Source organism: Neisseria animaloris (genome assembly GCF_900637855.1).
Taxonomy (GTDB): domain Bacteria; phylum Pseudomonadota; class Gammaproteobacteria; order Burkholderiales; family Neisseriaceae; genus Neisseria; species Neisseria animaloris.
On the sequence record NZ_LR134440.1, the window covers coordinates 133741 to 152356 of the forward strand.

Annotated in this window: 10 protein-coding genes and 1 other RNA gene; 10 read left to right on the forward strand and 1 reads right to left on the reverse strand. The window is 51.2% G+C overall.

Translation table 11 applies throughout. The features are described 5' to 3' along the window. Nucleotides 1-469: 469 nt before the first annotated feature. From aceE to lpdA, 3 genes are all read left to right on the forward strand, one after another. Nucleotides 470-3139, forward strand: coding sequence for a pyruvate dehydrogenase (acetyl-transferring), homodimeric type (gene aceE, locus EL216_RS00660; protein WP_085389613.1), 2670 nt, complete (start codon nt 470-472; stop codon nt 3137-3139). A 133-nt stretch (nt 3140-3272) separates the two neighbouring features. Beyond that, entirely contained in the window at nt 3273-4922 is a 1650-nt protein-coding gene (gene aceF / locus EL216_RS00665) for a dihydrolipoyllysine-residue acetyltransferase (protein ID WP_085389614.1), read from the forward strand. A 96-nt stretch (nt 4923-5018) separates the two neighbouring features. Further along, nucleotides 5019-6800 carry a dihydrolipoyl dehydrogenase gene (gene lpdA / locus EL216_RS00670; RefSeq protein ID WP_085389615.1) on the forward strand — a complete coding sequence of 594 codons (1782 nt, stop codon included), beginning with the start codon at nt 5019-5021 and terminating at the stop codon, nt 6798-6800. Between the two features lie 73 nt (nt 6801-6873). On the opposite strand, the gene EL216_RS00675 is transcribed toward lpdA, so the two are convergent. Continuing rightward, nucleotides 6874-10704, reverse strand: coding sequence for a DUF3683 domain-containing protein (locus EL216_RS00675; RefSeq protein ID WP_085389616.1), 3831 nt, complete (start codon nt 10702-10704; stop codon nt 6874-6876). 492 nt (nt 10705-11196) lie between these two features. On the opposite strand from EL216_RS00675, the gene ffs reads away from it, so the two are divergent. The 7 genes from ffs to EL216_RS00710 all read left to right on the forward strand — a co-directional run bounded on the left by ffs (nt 11197) and on the right by EL216_RS00710 (nt 18462). Beyond that, nucleotides 11197-11293: signal recognition particle sRNA small type (gene ffs, locus EL216_RS00680), an RNA gene on the forward strand. 146 nt (nt 11294-11439) lie between these two features. Next, a complete protein-coding gene (hpnC, locus tag EL216_RS00685) occupies nt 11440-12255 on the forward strand; it encodes a squalene synthase HpnC (RefSeq protein ID WP_085389617.1) in 816 nt (271 codons plus the stop codon). A gap of 221 nt (nt 12256-12476) precedes the next feature. Next, nucleotides 12477-13487 carry a lipopolysaccharide heptosyltransferase II gene (gene waaF / locus EL216_RS00690; protein WP_085389618.1) on the forward strand — a complete coding sequence of 337 codons (1011 nt, stop codon included), beginning with the start codon at nt 12477-12479 and terminating at the stop codon, nt 13485-13487. 133 nt (nt 13488-13620) lie between these two features. Beyond that, nucleotides 13621-14880, forward strand: a complete 1260-nt coding sequence (locus EL216_RS00695) for a glutamate-5-semialdehyde dehydrogenase (protein ID WP_085389619.1) — start codon at nt 13621-13623, stop codon at nt 14878-14880. A 385-nt stretch (nt 14881-15265) separates the two neighbouring features. After that, complete coding sequence (htpX, locus tag EL216_RS00700; protein WP_085389620.1) at nt 15266-16108, forward strand: protease HtpX; 843 nt, start codon at nt 15266-15268, stop codon at nt 16106-16108. Nucleotides 16109-16358: 250 nt separating this feature from the next. Then, on the forward strand, nt 16359-17714 hold the full coding sequence (locus EL216_RS00705) for an aldehyde dehydrogenase family protein (protein ID WP_408633976.1): 1356 nt from the start codon (nt 16359-16361) through the stop codon (nt 17712-17714). A gap of 7 nt (nt 17715-17721) precedes the next feature. Further along, the gene (locus EL216_RS00710) at nt 17722-18462 is read left to right on the forward strand and encodes a toxin-antitoxin system YwqK family antitoxin (RefSeq protein ID WP_085389621.1); all 741 of its coding nucleotides are present in this window, start codon (nt 17722-17724) and stop codon (nt 18460-18462) included. Nucleotides 18463-18616 lie beyond the last annotated feature (154 nt).

An 18616-nucleotide genomic window follows, 5' to 3' on the forward strand; every position in this document is an offset into this window, starting at 1 on the left:
TTGTATCCCGTGTGGCGGCAATTTATTTTTATCGTTATTGATGTAAGTGAAAAATAGTTACGTAAATCGCAGGTTAAGTAAATTCTATTTTCTTTTTTGATTTTTTATTTTCTGAATAGAAAATAATTTTTGATATTTTTGCATAATATTTTCTATTTCGAAGATATTTATATAAAGTTGTTTCGAAATCCAATAATCGCCGTTTAAAAACGGTCGTTTTCAATTTGCCAGAACATCTGTTTACTGATAGCATTCCAAGTTAAGCAATGTATATTGCGGCATACTTGTGTCCCGTCCAAAACCGTACGGTTTTATCGCAATAATTGCGGAGCAGACAGGGCGTTTTCGTGTTGCCGCAAGCGTTTTGTTTGATGCGCAAACTGTTTATTTACGCAAACGGTTTCGCAAACGAAAAAGAGAAAGCCTGCAAATCAGGCTGATTTCATAACACTCAACAGAAGGGATAATCATGTCCGCTCAAATTCAAGATGTTGATCCGATTGAAACCCAGGAATGGCTGGATGCTTTAAGCTCGGTTTTGGAAAGCGAAGGTACCGAACGTGCCCATTACCTGCTGGAACAATTGGTTAAATATACCCGCCGCCGCGGCGTACACATGCCGTTCGATGCTACCACGGCTTATTTGAATACCATTCCCGTTGGTAAAGAACAAAAATCACCCGGCAATCACGATTTGGAGCACCGTATCCGTGCTGCTATCCGTTGGAATGCCGCAGCTATGGTATTGCGTGCAGGTAAAAAAGATTTGGAATTGGGCGGCCATATTGCTTCTTTCCAATCTTCCGCCACTTTGTATGATGTCGGCTTCAACCATTTCTGGAAAGCCAAAGGCGACGGCGAAGAGGGCGATATGATCTTCATTCAAGGCCACGTTTCACCGGGTATTTACGCCCGCGCTTTCGTAGAAGGCCGTCTGACCGAAGCTCAACTCGACAATTTCCGCCAAGAAGTGGAAGGCGAAGGTCTGTCTTCTTACCCGCATCCCCACTTGATGCCTGATTTCTGGCAGTTCCCCACTGTATCTATGGGCTTGGGCCCGTTGATGGCCATTTACCAAGCCCGTTTCCTGAAGTATCTGGAATCACGCGGCTTGAGCAAAACCAAAGGCCGCAAAGTATGGGTGTTCTGTGGCGACGGCGAAATGGACGAACCGGAAAGCCAAGGCGCAATTTCACTGGCCGCCCGCGAAGGTTTGGACAACCTGATTTTCGTGATTAACTGTAACTTGCAACGCTTGGACGGCCCAGTGCGCGGAAACGGCAAAATCATTCAAGAGTTGGAAGGTAACTTCCGCGGCGCAGGTTGGAACGTGTTGAAAGTAATTTGGGGCCGCCGTTGGGACAATCTGCTGGCTGCCGATACCAATAATGCCTTGAAACAACGCATGAACGAATGTTTGGACGGCGATTACCAAACTTATAAATCTAAAGACGGTGCCTATGTGCGCGAGCATTTCTTCAATACGCCTGAGCTGAAAGCCATGGTGGCCAGCATGTCGGACGACGAAATCTGGGCGCTGAACCGCGGTGGTCATGACCCGCACAAAGTTTATGCTGCGTATTACGAAGCGGTAAACAATGCCGGTGGCCGTCCGACCGTGATTTTGGCCAAAACCATTAAAGGTTACGGCATGGGATCTGCCGGCGAAGGTCAAAACGTCGCCCACCAAGCCAAAAAAATGGACGTGGAATCACTCAAAAAATTCCGTACCCGTTTCGGTATTCCGGTAAGCGACGAGCAAATAGAAAGCGGCGATTTGCCTTACTACCGCTTCCCCGAAGACAGCGAAGAAATGAAATATCTGCGCGAACGCCGCAATGCTTTGGGCGGTTACCTACCCCAACGCAACCCCAACAACGAAGCATTATCCGTGCCTGAACTGAGTGCATTTGATGCACAACTGCAAACTAGTGGTGACCGCGAGTTCTCCACCACTATGGCGTTCGTGCGTATTCTTTCCACTTTGCTGAAAGACAAGCAAATCGGTAAACGTATTGTGCCTATCGTACCTGATGAAAGCCGCACTTTCGGTATGGAAGGCATGTTCCGCCAATACGGTATTTGGAACCCTAAAGGCCAACAATATACTCCTCAAGATAAAGACCAATTAATGTTCTATAAAGAATCTACTGATGGTCAAATTCTGCAGGAAGGTATTAACGAGCCGGGCGCGATGGCCGACTGGATTGCCGCTGCAACCAGCTATGCCAACAACCGTTACGCTATGATTCCGTTCTACATTTACTACTCAATGTTCGGCTTCCAACGCGTAGGCGATTTGGCTTGGGCGGCAGGCGACATGCACGCACGCGGCTTCTTGGTAGGCGGTACCGCAGGCCGCACCACGCTGAACGGCGAAGGTTTGCAGCACGAAGACGGCCACAGCCACATTCAAGCCGATTTGATTCCGAACTGCTTGTCTTACGATCCGACTTTCCAATACGAATTGGCAGTGATTATCCAAGACGGTTTGCGCCGCATGTATGTGGAACAAGAAGACGTGTTCTACTACTTGACCGTGATGAACGAAAACTATGCCCACCCCGCCATGCCGCAACGCAAAGGCATCGAAGAAGAAATTCTGAAGGGTATGTATTTGTTCCGCGAAGGCGCGAAGAGCGACAAGAAAGTTCAGTTGATGGGTTCGGGTGTGATTCTGAACGAAGTCATCAAAGCTGCTGATATGCTGAAAGCTGATTTCGGCGTAGAAGCCGATGTTTGGTCCGTACCTTCATTCAACCTGCTGCACCGCGATGCCATCGAAGTTGAGCGTTACAACCGCCTGCACCCGATGGAAGAAAACAAATTGCCGTTTGTTGCCCAGCAGCTGCAAGGACATGAAGGCCCGGTAATTGCTTCTACCGATTACATCCGCAGCTTTGCCGACCGCATCCGCGCCCACATCCCCAACGATTACCACGTTTTGGGTACCGACGGTTTCGGCCGCAGTGATTCACGCGCCAACCTGCGCGACTTCTTCGAGGTGGATAGCCGCCATGTTGCCGTTGCCGCACTGAGCGCACTGGCCGACCAAGGCAAGATTGAGAAAGCGATTGTGCAACAAGCCATCGAGAAATACGGCATCAAAACCGATACTGCACCGAGCTGGAAGCGGTAATGATATTTTCAGACGGCCTCTGAAAGTGAAAGAGGCCGTCTGAAAAGAATATCCGCTTGAAACCGTTTTTAAGTCTTACAACAAAACAACGTGCCGCAGCACACTGCTGCTGCGGTTGTTAAAGGAAAGCACGATGAGTCAAATCGTAGAAATCAAAGTACCCGACATCGGCGGCCATGAAAATGTAGACGTGATTGCCGTTGAAGTGAAAGCGGGCGACACCATCGCTGTCGACGATACCCTGATTACGCTGGAAACCGACAAAGCCACCATGGACGTACCCGCCGATGCCGCAGGTGTGGTAAAAGAAGTTAAAGTCAACGTAGGCGACAAAGTTTCCGAAGGCAGCGTGATTGTCTTGGTTGAGGCCGCCGGTGCTGCCGCGGAAGCTGCTGCACCTGCCGCCGAAAAAGCAGCCGAGCCTGCACCTGCCGCCGCACCTGCACAAGCTGCTCCTGCTGCGGGCGGTGCAACTGTAAAAGTGGAAGTACCCGACATCGGCGGCCACGAAAATGTGGATGTGATTGCCGTTGAAATCAAAGTGGGCGACACTGTGTCCGAAGACGATACATTGATTACTTTGGAAACCGACAAAGCCACTATGGACGTGCCGAGCACTGCTGCCGGCGTAGTGAAAGCCGTGTATGTGAAAGTGGGCGACAAAGTTTCCCAAGGCACTCAAATTATCGAAGTGGAAACCGGAGGCGGTGTCACTGCCGTTCCTGTCGCAGCTCCCGCACAAGAAGCACCTAAAGCTGCAGCTCCTGCGCCACAAGCCGCTCCGGCTCCTGCCGCACCTAAGGCCGATGCCGCACCTGTTGCTGCATTCGGCAATACGCCGGTAAATGAAGCCGCATTTGCCAAAGCACATGCCGGCCCGTCTGCACGCAAACTGGCACGCGAATTGGGCGTGGATTTGAGCTTGGTAAAAGGTACGGGTTTGAAAGGCCGTATCGTCGGCGAAGACATCAAAGCCTTCGTTAAAGCCGCTATGCAAGGTGGTGCGGGCAAAGCTGCGCCTGCTGCTGCAACCGCTTCATTGGGCGGCGGTTTGGACTTGCTGCCGTGGCCGAAAGTAGATTTCAGCAAGTTCGGTGAAATCGAAGTGAAAGAACTTTCCCGCATTAAGAAAATTTCCGGTCAAAATCTTTCACGAAACTGGGTGATGATTCCTCACGTTACCGTGAACGAAGATGCCGATATGACCGAGCTGGAAGAATTCCGCAAAACTCTGAACAAAGAGTGGGAGCGCGAAGGTGTGAAACTGTCGCCGTTGGCGTTCATTATCAAAGCTTCCGTAACCGCATTGAAAGCTTTCCCCGAGTTTAATTCTTCTCTTGACGGCGAAAACCTGATTCTGAAGAAATACTACAACATCGGCTTTGCCGCCGACACACCCAACGGCTTGGTTGTGCCGGTAATTAAAGACGTGGAAAAAAAAGGCTTGAAAGAAATTTCCCAAGAGCTAACCGAGTTGAGCAAAAAAGCCCGCGAAGGCAAGCTCAAGCCCAACGAGATGCAAGGTGCTTGCTTCACCATTTCCAGCTTGGGCGGTATCGGCGGTACCGGCTTTACGCCGATTGTGAACGCTCCCGAAGTGGCCATTTTGGGCGTGTGCAAATCACAAATGAAACCGGTATGGAACGGCTCGGCCTTTGAACCGCGCCTGATGTGCCCGTTGAGCCTGTCGTTCGACCACCGCGTGATTGATGGTGCGGCCGGCATGCGCTTTACCGTGTATTTGGCGAACCTGTTAAAAGACTTCCGCCGCGTAGTGCTGTAAGGCTTTTCAGACGGCCTTTAGGAATCTTACGAGGCCGTCTGAAAACAAGATTTTAATGAAAGCAGTATATAAACTGCTTTACTGAAAGGTTTAACAATGAGCTTGATTGAACTCAAGGTTCCTGATATCGGCGGCCACGAAAATGTGGACATCATCGCCGTAGAAATCAAAGCAGGCGATACTGTGGCGGTTGAAGATACGCTGGTTACTCTGGAAACCGACAAAGCTACTATGGATGTGCCTGCCGAAGCTGCCGGCGTAGTGAAAGAAGTGAAAGTCAAAGTAGGCGACAAAATTTCCGAAGGCGGCGTGATTGCCGTGATTGAAGCCGCCGGTGCCGCAGCCGAAGCGCCAAAAGCCGAAGCAGCCCCTGCGCCCGTGAAAGAAGAAGCACCCAAAGCGGCTGCACTCGCATCGCAAGCCGCCCAATTCAGCGGTTCTGCCGATGCCGAATACGACGTAGTGGTGTTGGGTGGCGGCCCGGGCGGTTATTCCGCTGCATTTGCCGCAGCCGACCAAGGTTTGAAAACCGCGATTGTAGAGCGTTACGCCACTTTGGGCGGCGTGTGCCTGAATGTAGGCTGTATTCCTTCCAAAGCCTTGCTGCACAATGCTGCTGTGATTGACGAAGTACGCCATTTGGCTGCGAACGGTATCAAATACCCCGAACCGGAATTAAATATCGATATGTTGCGCGGCTATAAAGAAAAAGTGATCGGAAAACTGACTACCGGTTTGGCCGGTATGGCTAAAGCCCGCAAAGTGGATGTAATTCGCGGTAACGGCCAATTTGTCGGCCCGAACCACATGGAAGTGGCTCTGACTTCAGGTGAAGGCAAGGAAGAAACCGGCGAGAAGAAAACCGTTGCTTTCAAAAACGCCATCATCGCTGCAGGCAGCCGTGTGGTAAACCTGCCGTTTATTCCCGAAGATCCCCGTATTATCGACTCTACCGGCGCGCTGGCCTTGAAAGAAGTGCCGGGCAAAATGCTGATTATCGGCGGCGGTATCATCGGTTTGGAAATGGGTACGGTATACAGCACGCTGGGCACCCGTTTGGATGTAGTTGAAATGATGGACGGCCTGATGCAGGGTGCCGACCGCGACTTGGTTAAAGTTTGGCAGAAGCTGAACGAATACCGCTTCGATAACATTATGGTCAACACCAAAACCGTTGCCGTAGAGCCGAAAGAAGACGGTATTTATGTAAGTTTTGAAGGCGCGAATGCTCCGAAAGAGCCGCAGCGTTACGATGTGGTGCTGGTTGCAGCGGGTCGTGCGCCCAACGGTAAGCTGATTGGTGCCGAAAAAGCCGGCGTGATTGTTACCGATCGCGGTTTTATCGAAGTGGACAAACAGCAGCGTACCAATGTGCCGCATATTTACGCCATCGGTGATATTGTCGGTCAGCCTATGTTGGCGCACAAAGCTGTGCACGAAGGCCATGTAGCGGCGGAAAACTGCGCCGGCCACAAAGCCTATTTTGATGCACGTGTGATTCCGGGCGTGGCCTATACCGCTCCCGAAGTGGCTTGGGTAGGTGTAACTGAAACCGCTGCCAAAGAGCAAGGCATTAAGATTACCAAAGCCAATTTCCCATGGGCTGCTTCAGGCCGTGCGATTGCCAACGGTTGCGATCAAGGCTTTACCAAGCTGATTTTTGATGCCGAAAGCGGCAAAATCATCGGCGGCGGTATTGTCGGCCCCAATGGCGGCGATATGATCGGTGAAATCTGTTTGGCTATCGAAATGGGTTGTGATGCTGTCGATATCGGCAAAACCATTCATCCGCATCCGACTTTGGGCGAAAGTATCGGTATGGCTGCGGAAGTAGCATTGGGTACTTGTACCGATTTGCCGCCGCAACGTAAAAAATAAAGCAGTTTGATTTAACTGTTGAGAAAGAGGCCGTCTGAAAAAATTTTCAGACGGCCTCCTCGTGTCATACGGTCTACAGCAACACTTTCTCAATACCGCCGTTATTGGCTTTTTCGACAAACTCGTTTTGCCAGTTGTCGCCGAGGATGTGTTTCGCCATTTCCACCACGATGTAGTCGGCGGGCATGGCGTTGTCGTCGGTGTAGCGGCTCAAACCTTGTAGGCAGGCGGGGCAGGAGGTGAGCATTTTGACCGGCTCGCCCTGCGGCAGCTGCTTGAGGTTTTTCTCGATTTCTTCCTGTTTGCGGAATTTCACTTGTGTGGCGATATCGGGCCGTTTGACGGCAAACATGCCCGATTCGCCGCAGCAGCGGTCACTCAACACCACTTCTTTGCCCATCAGTTCGCTGGTCATTTTAGTAGCATTCATGGTTTTGATCGGGCTGTGGCAGGGGTCGTGGTAGAGATACTGCTGACCCGTGATGCCGTCGAGCTTGATGCCTTTTTCCAATAAAAACTCATGAATATCAATGATGCGGCAGCCGGGGAAAATGTCTTCGAAACGGTATTTTTCCAGCTGGTCGTAGCAGGTGCCGCAGCTTACCACTACGGTTTTGATGTCGAGGTAGTTTAAGGTATTGGCCAAACGGTGGAAGAGCACGCGGTTTTCGGTGGTCATCTGTTCGGCTTTGTCTTTGTTGCCGCCTGCGTCTTGCGGATAGCCGCAGCAGAGGTAACCCGGCGGCAGCACGGTTTGTACGCCGGCATGCCAGAGCATGGCTTGCGTAGCCAGTCCGACTTGGCTGAACAGCCGCTCGGAGCCGCAGCCGGGGAAGTAGAACACGGCTTCGCTGTCTTCGGAAAGCTGCGGGTTACGGATAATCGGCACGGTTTTGTTGTCTTCGATGTTCAACCAAGCGCGGGCGGTTTTTATCGGCACATGGCGCGGCAGCGGGCGGTTGATGAAATGCACTACCTGCTCTTTAATCGGCGAACCGCCCGTGGTGGCTTTGGGAGCTTTTTTCAGACGGCCTGCACCGATATGGGCTTTCTTGCCCCAGTTGTATGCCATATTCTGAAATTTGAAACCGGCTTCCACTACGCCTTTGCGCAACACTTGGATGGTGCGCGGGTCTTTGGCATTGAGAAAAGCCATGCCGGCGGCCACGGCGGGGTTGAACTTGCGTTTGCCGGCTTTGCGCAGATAGTTGCGGATGGCCACGGTTACGTCGCCGAAGTCGATGTTGACGGGGCAGGGCTTCACGCAGCGGTGGCACACGGTGCAGTGGTCGCCGAGGTCGTTTAATTCGTCGAAGTGGCGCAGCGATACGCCGCGGCGGGTTTGTTCTTCGTATAAAAACGCTTCGGTTAGCAAGCCGACACCGAGGATTTTGTTGCGCGGGCTGTAAAGAAGATTGGCGCGCGGCACATGGGTGCTGCACACGGGTTTGCACTTGCCGCAGCGCAGGCAGTCTTTCACCGATTCGGCGATGGTGCCGAGGTCGGACTGTTCCATAATCAGCGATTCCACGCCAAGCAGCTCAAACGAAGGCGTGTAGGCGTTGCGTAAATCCGAACCGCGCATCAGTTTGTGGCGGTTGAAGCGGCCTTGCGGATCGACTTTGGCTTTGTAGTCCCAGAAGGGCTGCATTTCTTCGTCGGTAAGGAATTCGAGTTTGGTAATGCCGATGCCGTGTTCGCCGGAAATCACGCCGTTGAGGCTGCGGGCGATTCTCATGATGCGTTCCACCGCTTTATGAGCGGTTTGCAGCATGTCGTAATCGTCTGAATTCACAGGAATATTGGTATGGACGTTGCCGTCGCCCGCGTGCATGTGCAGGGCGACGAACACGCGCCCGCGTACCACGCGGCTGTGAATCTTGGCCAAACCTTCCATGATTTTGGTGTCGGCCTTGCCGCTGAAGATTTCAGACAGGGGTTTCATCACGTCGGCTTTAATCGACACGCGCAGGCGGAAATCGCGGAAGGCGATGAAGCAGCTTTCTTCGTCTTTGGCTTCGGGTGCGGCGTGAACGGCATGGCCGTAGCGTTGTTTGTATTCGCCCAAAGGCGCGTCGAGGTTGCTAAGCAGCCATTCCCAACGCTCTTTCACGGCGGAAACGTGTTGGAGCGCGTGTTTGGCGCGTTCGCCCAGCAATTCGCTGCTGGGCAGGTCGGTGCCCATTTTATCGACGGGCAGGCTGCCTTGCAGATATTGGATTAAGGCTTCGCACAAGGCCAGTTTGTTTTTGATCGACAACTCGATATTGATACGCTCGATGCCGTCTGAATACTCGCCCAAACGCTCCAGCGGAATCACCACGTCTTCATTGATTTTAAAGGCATTGGTGTGCTTGGCGATGGCGGCGGTGCGGCTGCGGTCGAGCCAGAAGGTTTTGCGCGCTTCGGGGGTAACGGCGATAAAGCCTTCGCCGTCGCGGGCTTGCGCCAGTTTGACGATATGCTCGGCGGCATCGGCGACGGCGGCTTCGTCGTCGCTCACAATATCGGCAATCAGCACCATTTTCGGGCGGCCTTTACCCGCCGCTTTGGTGGCATAGCCGACCGCGCGCACATAGCGCCAGTCGAGATGTTCCAAACCGGCCAGCTTCACACTGCCATGGCCGAGCATGTAGTCGCGGATTTCCACGATAGACGGTGTGGCGTTGGCAACCGTGCCGAAAAATTCCAAACATACGGTGCGGATGTATTTCGGCATGGTGTGCAGCACGAAGGCCACGCTGGTGATGATGCCGTCGGTGCCTTCTTTTTGCACGCCGGGCAGGCCGCTGAGGAATTTGTCGGTAACGTCTTTGCCGAGGCCGACTTTGCGGAATTTGTGGCCGTCGATTTCCAAGCGTTCGGTTTTAACGATGTTGAGGCCGTCTGAATCCAAAGTATGTACGTCGAAAACGGCGGTTTCTTCGTCGTGGATTTTGCCGAAGTTGTGGCGCACACGCTCGATTTTCAGCCATTCGCCTTGCGGGTTGACCATTTTCCAGTAGGCAAGATTGTCCAACGCCGTGCCCCATAGCACGGCTTTTTTGCCGCCCGCGTTCATGGCCACGTTGCCGCCCACACAGGAAGCGTCGGCGGAGGTAGGGTCAACCGCGAATACCAGTTTGGAGGCGGTGGCGGTTTCCTCCACCCGCCGCGTTACCACGCCCGCGCCGCAATGGATAATCGGGTGCTTGCCTTCCAATCCGGGCAGTTCCACATATTCCACGCCGTTGTGTTTGTCGAGTTTTTCGGTGTTGATGACCGCGCTCATGGCATCCAGCGGCACCGCGCCGCCGGTATAGCCCGTGCCGCCGCCCCGTGGAATGATGGTTAAATCGAGTTCGATTAAGGCTTTTACCAAAGGTGCGATTTCGTCTTCGGTGTCGGGGTTGATGACCACAAACGGATATTCCACGCGCCAGTCGGTCGCATCGGTAACGTGTACCACGCGGGCGAGGCCGTCGAACATGATGTTGTGTTTTTTGGTGATTTTGGAGAGGCGTTTTTGGATTGCGGCGCGTTTGTTGCGGGTGGCTTCAAAACTTTCATCGAAGCGGTGCACCGCCGCTTCGGTGGCTTGAAGTAAATGTGCAACCTGGATGTTATTGTCGCGGCGTTTTTGGATTTCGTTGAGACGATGATGCATTTCCCGAACCAGTGCGGCTTGGCGCTGCTTCTGCTCAAGCAAATCGTCTATCAAATAGGGGTTGCGTACCACCACCCAAATATCACCCAACACTTCAAACAGCATCCGTGCCGAACGACCTGTTCTGCGCTGGTTACGCAGCTCTTGCAGTATGTTCCAAGCTTCTTCTCCGAGCAGGCGGATCACAATTTCGCGGTCGGAATAGGATGTGTAATTGTAGGGAATTTCCCGGATGCGTTGTGTTGTGTCTGTGGTCATGGTGGCGTGCTGCTCCGTGTGTTTTTAAAATTCTCGGCAGGCTCTGTTGTTAATTTTTTGAGGCCGTCTGAAAAAAATGTACAGAAATAGTTGTGTAATGTAGTGTAATTTCCATTGTTTTTCAATGGAAAAATATAGATATCGGTATGCAGGTATTTCATAGAGAAGCAGGAATTTTGTTGACAATTTTGTTGTTGAACAATGTATTGTGCTGTATTCCGAAGGCGGTTAACTGCCTGTGGAAGAGCGGCAAATGTAATATATCGATAGATGTTGTAGATTCGTATTCGTTGGGAAACGATTGATAACGCAAAAAGTATTGTTGCCGTTGGTATATCGGTGTTGGCTGTGCCTGCCGTTTATGCCCAACCTTCCGTTTCTGCCGATTTCGGAACAGAGCGTGCTTTCCGAAAGAGGTATTATGGTGGCTGACAACAGCCGCTTTGCCTTGCTTATTCATTTTTTTGACTATATAATACGCATCTTTCCTATGGCGGGTCTCCCCGCATGGTAATTTGGAACAACGGGTCAGGGGCGGAAGCCAGCAGCCCACTCTGATGCGCCAGTGCCGGGGGTCGGGCTCGCCACCCTAACATTTGAAAGCACCGACAAATGAACCGTCGGTGTTTTTTTATGGCTGTTTTACCGACCGTAAAGTCTTTGAGGCCGTCTGAAAAGAATGCAGGCTGAATTCAGACGGCCTCTTGAAACCGGCCAATTAACGGAAAACCGATTATGTCTGTCAACCATTACGAAAATTTCCCCGTCGGTTCGATCATGCTGCCGCGCCGCCTGCGTGTGCCGACGCATGCGGTTTATGTTTTCGCCCGTACTGCCGACGATATTGCCGATGAAGGTTGTGTCAGCGATGAAGAGCGTTTGCTGAGGCTGGATGCTTTGCAGCAAGAGTTGGATACGATTTCGCGCGGTGAAACGCCGCAAACCGAAATGATGTGCCGCTTGCAACGCGAAGCGGTGCGCCCGTTTGAAATGCCTTTGCAGCCGTTTTACGATTTGCTTTCCGCGTTCCGTCAGGATGTGGTGAAAAAGCGTTATCAGAATTTTGCCGAATTGGTGGATTATTGCCGCCGCTCCGCCAACCCGGTGGGGCGCATCATGCTGCATCTTTATGGTGAAACCGATGCGCGCAGTATCGCCCAAAGCGACGGCATTTGCACGGCTTTGCAGTTGGTTAACTTCTGGCAGGATGTAGCGGTCGATTGGGAAAAAGGGCGGGTTTATATTCCGCAGGACGATTTGGAAAAATTCGGCGTAAGCGAAACCCAAATCGCCGAAGACCGTGCCGACTTTGCTTTCCAACGGTTGATGGCGTATGAGTGTACCCGTGCGCATAATATGTTGAAAGCGGGGTCGCCGCTGGGTAAAACGTTGAAAGGGCGCATCGGTTTTGAATTAAGGATGATAGTGATCGGTGCGCAGCAGATTTTGAGCAAACTGGAAGCCAACCGTTATGATGTTTTTCAAAAACGCCCCAAATTGGAAGCGAAAGATTGGTGGGTAATCGTGAAACGTGCGGCATTGAAGAAATAACCGAACAGGCCGTCTGAAAATTTTTCAGACGGCCTGTTCGGTTAAGTGTGGAAGCGGGTTGTTTAAAGGCGGCCAAGCGGCCGGTATCATTGTGATGATAAGTTCTTCGTTAATGTGTCATTTTTCTTTTCAGACGGCCTGAAAGCGGAAAAAGCCGTTGTCTCAACATAAGCGCGTGAAATGGCGATAAAATGGCTGCCTGCATAAACCGTTAAATCATCATGGCTAAAAAAATTCTGATTATTTCCCCGAGCTGGATCGGAGATTGCGTGATGACGCAGCCGCTCTACCGTCGTTTGCAAGAGCTTTATCCCGATTGCACGATTGACGTATTTTCCCCTAAGTGGTCGATGGCCGTGTTCGAGCGCATGCCCGAAATCAATGAAATTTTTGAAAACCCGTTCGGGCATGGTGCGTTGGAATTGAAAAAGCGTATCCAAACAGGCAGGGCGTTGGGAAAACGGGGCTATGATCAAGTAATCGTGTTGCCCGGTTCGCTCAAATCAGGTTTGATTGCGGCTGCAACCGGCATCAAACAGCGTACCGGTTATGTAGGCGAAACCCGCTATCTGCTGCTGAATGACATACGCAAGCTCGATAAAGCCGCTTTGCCGCTGATGGTGGACCGTTACACTGCGCTGGCGCATCCTTCCCAAGCCGATTTTAACGGTCGTTCGAGTTATCCCGCTTTTCAAATCGACCCCGCAAGCCAGCAGGCCGCGCTGGAGACGCACGGTTTAAACACGGCCAAACCGGTTTTGGCTTTCTGCCCCGGCGCGGAATACGGCCCTGCCAAACGCTGGCCGGCCCATCATTTTGCCGAACTTGCGCGACGTTACGCAGCCAAAGGGTGGCAGATTTGGCTCTTCGGCTCGCAAAAAGATTTCGATATCGCTGAAAACATCAACATGCTTTCAGACGGCCTCTGTGTCAATTTATGCGGCAAAACCAGTCTTTCCGAAGCCATCGACCTGTTGGCCTGTGCCGATACGGTGGTCTGCAACGACAGCGGCCTGATGCACCTCGCCGCCGCGTTGGGCAGGAAACTGGTGGCCGTATACGGTTCGTCGAGTGCCGACCACACGCCGCCGTTGAGCGATAAGGCCCGAATCGTCAGCTTAAACCTTGATTGCTCGCCTTGTTTCAAACGCGAATGCCCGTTCGGGCATACCGATTGTTTAAACAAACTCGGCCCCGATATGGTAGAAAAGGCGGCACAGGAATTGTGCTGAAGCAGGCCCGCTTTTTCAGACGGCCTCAAATGTTGCTTAATCCGTTTGCTGCGTTTACCATAGCCGCGAAGTCCTATGTTTTAAGGCTGCCTTCAAATCCATTACTTTTCCATTTTTCATCGGGCCGCACATTATGCAGAATATCCAAGAATACGTCCGTCAAACCGCCGCCGCCGCCAAGCAGGCTTTTTATGCATTGGCGGCAAGCTCCACCGCACAGAAAAATGCCGCTTTGCTACGGATGTCTGAGCTCCTCAAACACCATCAGTCCGCCGTGCTTGCCGCCAACGCCCAAGATATGGAGCAGGCGGCGGCAAAAGGATTGGATGCCGCTTTACTCGACCGACTGAAACTGACTGAGAACACCATAGAGAGTATGTGCGAAGGGTTGCGGCAAATTGCCGCTTTGCCCGACCCCGTAGGGGAAATGGACGAATTCCGCATCCGCCCGAACGGTTTGCAAATCGGCAAAATGCGCGTGCCACTGGGTGTTATCGGCGTTATTTACGAATCGCGCCCGAACGTAACTGTTGATGCAGCCGCTTTGTGTTTGAAATCCGGCAATGCCTGCGTGCTGCGGGGCGGCAGTGAAGCATTCAACAGCAATATGGCAGTGGCCAAGCTGATTACTCAGGCGTTGGCTGAAAACGGTTTGCCCGCGGATGCCGTGCGCCTGATCGAAAACACCAGTCGCGAAAGTGTCGGCGCAATGCTGCAAAGCCCCGATTTGATTGATGTAATCATTCCGCGCGGCGGCAAATCGCTGGTTGCTCGCATCGCCGCCGAAGCACGTGTGCCGGTGATTAAGCATCTCGACGGTATCTGCCATGTTTATATTGACCGAGCCGCCGATACGCAGAAGGCCGTGGATATTGCTTTCAATGCCAAAACTTCGCGCTATGGCACTTGCAATACCATGGAAACGCTGCTGGTACACGAGAGCCGAGCCGCCGAAATTCTGCCGTTGCTGGAGAAAAAATATGCAGAGAAAGGCGTGGAGTTGCGTGGTTGCGAACGTACGTTGGCCGTCTTAAAGAACATCAAGGCGGCAACTGAAGAAGATTGGCGCACCGAATATCTGGCTCCCGTTTTGGCTGTAAAAACAGTCGAAAGTATGGCCGAAGCGATTGCCCACATTAACATGTACGGCAGCCACCATACCGACAGCATCGTTACCGAATCTTATACCGATGCGCAGATTTTCCTGCGTATGGTCGACAGCGCCAGCGTAATGGTAAATGCCAGCACACGTTTCGCAGACGGGTTTGAATACGGGTTGGGGGCGGAAATCGGCATTTCTACTGATAAAATCCATGTGCGTGGTCCTGTCGGATTGCACGGTTTGACAAGCCAAAAATGGGTAGTGTTGGGCAATGGCCAGGTACGAATGTAATCCGTTTTGTAAACGTGTCAGATGTTATCAATCGGCAAATGGGCGGTCGAATGAAGCGGTCGATTTTTTCAATAAATAGATGCTAGTGTAGATTTACTGCTCTATATTATGCCGAAAAGGTATTTTAAAAGCTGATTATGCCGATTTTTTGAAAAAAAAGGCCGTCTGAAAAATACATTAAGATATCTTCCGGCGGCCGTTTGCCTGTTAAATAAGCCGTTTGAAACATTCACAAATTTGCATACCTTTTCTTAACGGCATCTTTGCGGTTATCAGCCTTTTTGCGACAATATCACCGTTCTTTAGGACACAGAACGCATTCTCCTGGCGATTTAAAAATCCATATCGAAAACAATACACAAATTGCACTCCCAAAGGAAAACTCGTGAAACGTATCTTTTTGTTTTTAGCAACCAACATTGCCGTTCTCGTTGTTATCAGCGTTATCCTCAGCGTTCTCGGCGTGAGCAGCAACCCCAATGAAATGGGCAGTTTGCTGGTGTATTCCGCCGTTATCGGTTTTACCGGCTCGATTATTTCGTTGTTGATGTCAAAAACTATGGCGAAACGCTCGGTCGGTGCCGAGGTGATTACTCAGCCGCACAACGAAACCGAAGCATGGCTTTTGCAGACGGTTGAGAATCAGGCCCGCCAATGGAACCTGAAAACCCCTGAAGTTGCGATTTACCATTCACACGAACCCAACGCTTTTGCCACCGGTGCCAGTAAAAACAATTCGCTGGTTGCCGTCAGCACCGGTTTGCTCGATCACATGTCCCGTGACGAAGTGGAAGCCGTCCTTGCGCATGAAATGGCCCACGTCGGTAACGGCGATATGGTTACGCTCACTTTGATTCAAGGCGTAGTCAATACATTTGTCGTATTCTTGGCGCGCGTGGTTTCGGGCTTGGTGGCTCGAAATGACAACGGCGAAGTTTCGCAAGGCACTTATTTCATTGTGAGTATGGTATTACAGGTTGTATTTGGTTTTCTGGCGAGCTTTATCGTTATGTGGTTCAGCCGCCAACGCGAATACCGTGCCGATGCGGGTGCCGCCAAACTGGTGGGTGCTCCGAAAATGATTGCTGCGCTGCAACGTTTGAAAGGAAACCCGAGCGATCTTCCTAAAGAAATGACGGCGATGGGTATTGCCAGTGAAGAACGTGATTCGCTTTTGAGTACACATCCGACCTTGGATAACCGTATTGCACGTTTGAAACAATTGTAAGGAAATGAAAGATTAGGCCGTCTGAAATAAAGTTTTCAGACGGCCTTTTATTATATATCCTGCATATATTCGGTTTTAACAGTAGAATAATTACAGTAAAAGTTTTATTTAAAAATGTAAGTGCCATTTAAATAATTTTTAATGGTACTATTTCTTTAGGTATTTATTAACCGGTTGGAGAGCAGTAAGGCCGTCTGAAAGTATTTCAGATAATTGAATAAGATATTGTATAAAATAAATAAACTATCTGATGGAGCAAAGCGTGTACCGCAGTACCCACATTATCAGCGGAAAAATATTATTTGAGCGTCCGGCACAGCAATGGGCTGAATTTGAGGAAAACTTGCAGGATTTACGTTGCAAACAGCGTGACTTTGCCGCATTGCCTGTAACGGTAAGAACCGCATTATTGCTGGATTTTGCCGAAAAATTGGCAGCCGACCGCGACCGGCTGGCAGAAATGGTGTGCGAAGAAGTGGGGCGCTGTTTGCGCGAGTGCGAGGCGGAGTTGGATAAGTCGGTAGAGCTGATTCGTTATTATGCACGTTTGGCTCCCGAATTATTGGCTCATAAAACTATTGCAACACAGGCCAGTCTAAGCCAAGTGCGCTTTGAACCTTTGGGAGTCGTGTTGGCCGTTATGCCGTGGAACTACCCGGTGTGGCAGGTTTTGCGTTTTGCCGTTCCCGCTTTATGTGCCGGTAATGCTTGCGCGGTAAAGCCGGCACCCACTGTGGCAAGGGTAACGAAAGCGTTGTTTGAATTGGTTGGCGGCACATTGCCGTTAATTCCCGCTTGGTTGGATGATGCCGATGTGCTGCGTGCGATTGAGCAAACCGATGCGATGGCGTTTACAGGTTCGGCAGATACCGGCCGCCGGTTGGCGGCACATGCGGGCATGAATCTGAAGAAAACGGTGCTTGAACTGGGAGGCAGCAATGCTTTTATAGTGATGCCTGATGCGGATGTGGCTCAAGCGGCAAAAGACGCATGTTATTCCCGTTTTCGCGACGCGGGTCAGTCGTGTAATGCAGCGAAGCGGATTATCGTTACCGAAGCGGTGGCTGATAAGTTCCTGCCGCTGTTCCTTGCAGAATGTGCCAAGTTGAAAACCGGTCATCCGATGGATGAAGAAACAACATTGGCCCCGCTGCATCGAAGCGATTTGCGCGAACGGGTTCATAGTCAGGTGCAGGATGCGTTGGCAAACGGTGCAAAGGCTTTGTGTGGCGGTTTTTTGCCGGAGGGTAAAGGTTGGTTTTACCCTGCTACCGTTTTAGACGGCGTGACCCGTAGTTGCCGAGTGTATCATGAAGAAGTGTTCGGCCCCGTGGCCGTGCTTTTGAGGGCGCAGGACGAAGAACATGCCGTGCGGCTGGCAAATGACAATCCTTTCGGGTTGGGCGCGAGTATTTATAGTGAAAATGTTACCAAAGCGTGGCAATATGCGGAAAAACTGCACACGGGCGCGGTGTTTATCAACCGTCACACCAGCAGTGATTTGCGCCTGCCGTTCGGTGGGGTGAAAGATTCGGGTTACGGAAGGGAGCTATCGGAATTCGGATTGTATGAATTTGTAAATGTAAAAGCTTATTGGCAGAGATAAAAGAACAATGAACAGATTATTGCAGGCAGGTTTCACGGCGGCAGTGCTCGTTGGCGTTGCGTTGCCCGCAGCAGCGGAAACCATGGAAGTTTATTTCAACCAGCAGGGGCAGGTTACTGCAAGCATGTCGGCGGTATCGTATGTGCGTAAATACGAGGTAAAAGACGGCATTGCGCAAGTGCAGGATTTCTATTACCCGTCGTTGAAAAAATATTCCGACCCGTATCAGATAACGGCAAACCAGATTAAAGAATTTGTGCCTGCTTTGGCGAACGGCACCATTACACTGTGGCATTTTAACGGCCAGAAAAAGATGACCGGCCAGTATAAAAACGGCAAACCGGACGGCGAGTGGATAAACTGGTATCCAAACGGTAAAAAGTCTGCCGTAATGCCTTACGCTGAAGGAAAAAGCGAAGGCACGGGGGCGCGTTTTTACCGTAACGGCAACAAAGAGAGCGAGATTCAATTTAAAAACAATCAGGCCAACGGTTATTGGAAGCAATGGTATCAAAGCGGCGAGCCTAAAACCGAGATGGTAATGGTAAACGACAAGCCGGTGAGCATCATCAGTTGGAATGAAGACGGGCTGCTGCTTTCGGAAATCACCATGACTGACGGAAAGAGAAACGGCATCGTGCTCGATTGGCATGACAACGGTGCCAAAAAATCGGAGGCGGTTTATCAGGATGGCGAACTGATAAAAAAGACCGTTTGGGATGAAGAAGGTTATCTGTTGGAAGAGTAAAACATAAAGCCGGAACAGCATTCTTCGAGGCCGTCTGAAAAACATATTTCAGACGGCCTTTACATTCGTCTTTCCGACAGGCAAATGTTTTCCGTTATAATGCTCACTTTCTTAACCGTTGTTTCCAAAACATATTCAGGCCGTCTGAACACCC

Bases quoted from the DNA above. Each gene is read 5' to 3' on its own strand.
- EL216_RS00675 (WP_085389616.1), bottom strand. From the start codon at position 10,704: ATGACCACAGACACAACACAACGCATCCGGGAAATTCCCTACAATTAC.
- hpnC (WP_085389617.1), top strand. From the start codon at position 11,440: ATGTCTGTCAACCATTACGAAAATTTCCCCGTCGGTTCGATCATGCTG.
- aceE (WP_085389613.1), top strand. From the start codon at position 470: ATGTCCGCTCAAATTCAAGATGTTGATCCGATTGAAACCCAGGAATGG.
- waaF (WP_085389618.1), top strand. From the start codon at position 12,477: ATGGCTAAAAAAATTCTGATTATTTCCCCGAGCTGGATCGGAGATTGC.
- EL216_RS00705 (WP_408633976.1), top strand. From the start codon at position 16,359: ATGGAGCAAAGCGTGTACCGCAGTACCCACATTATCAGCGGAAAAATA.
- aceF (WP_085389614.1), top strand. From the start codon at position 3,273: ATGAGTCAAATCGTAGAAATCAAAGTACCCGACATCGGCGGCCATGAA.
- EL216_RS00710 (WP_085389621.1), top strand. From the start codon at position 17,722: ATGAACAGATTATTGCAGGCAGGTTTCACGGCGGCAGTGCTCGTTGGC.
- lpdA (WP_085389615.1), top strand. From the start codon at position 5,019: ATGAGCTTGATTGAACTCAAGGTTCCTGATATCGGCGGCCACGAAAAT.
- EL216_RS00695 (WP_085389619.1), top strand. From the start codon at position 13,621: ATGCAGAATATCCAAGAATACGTCCGTCAAACCGCCGCCGCCGCCAAG.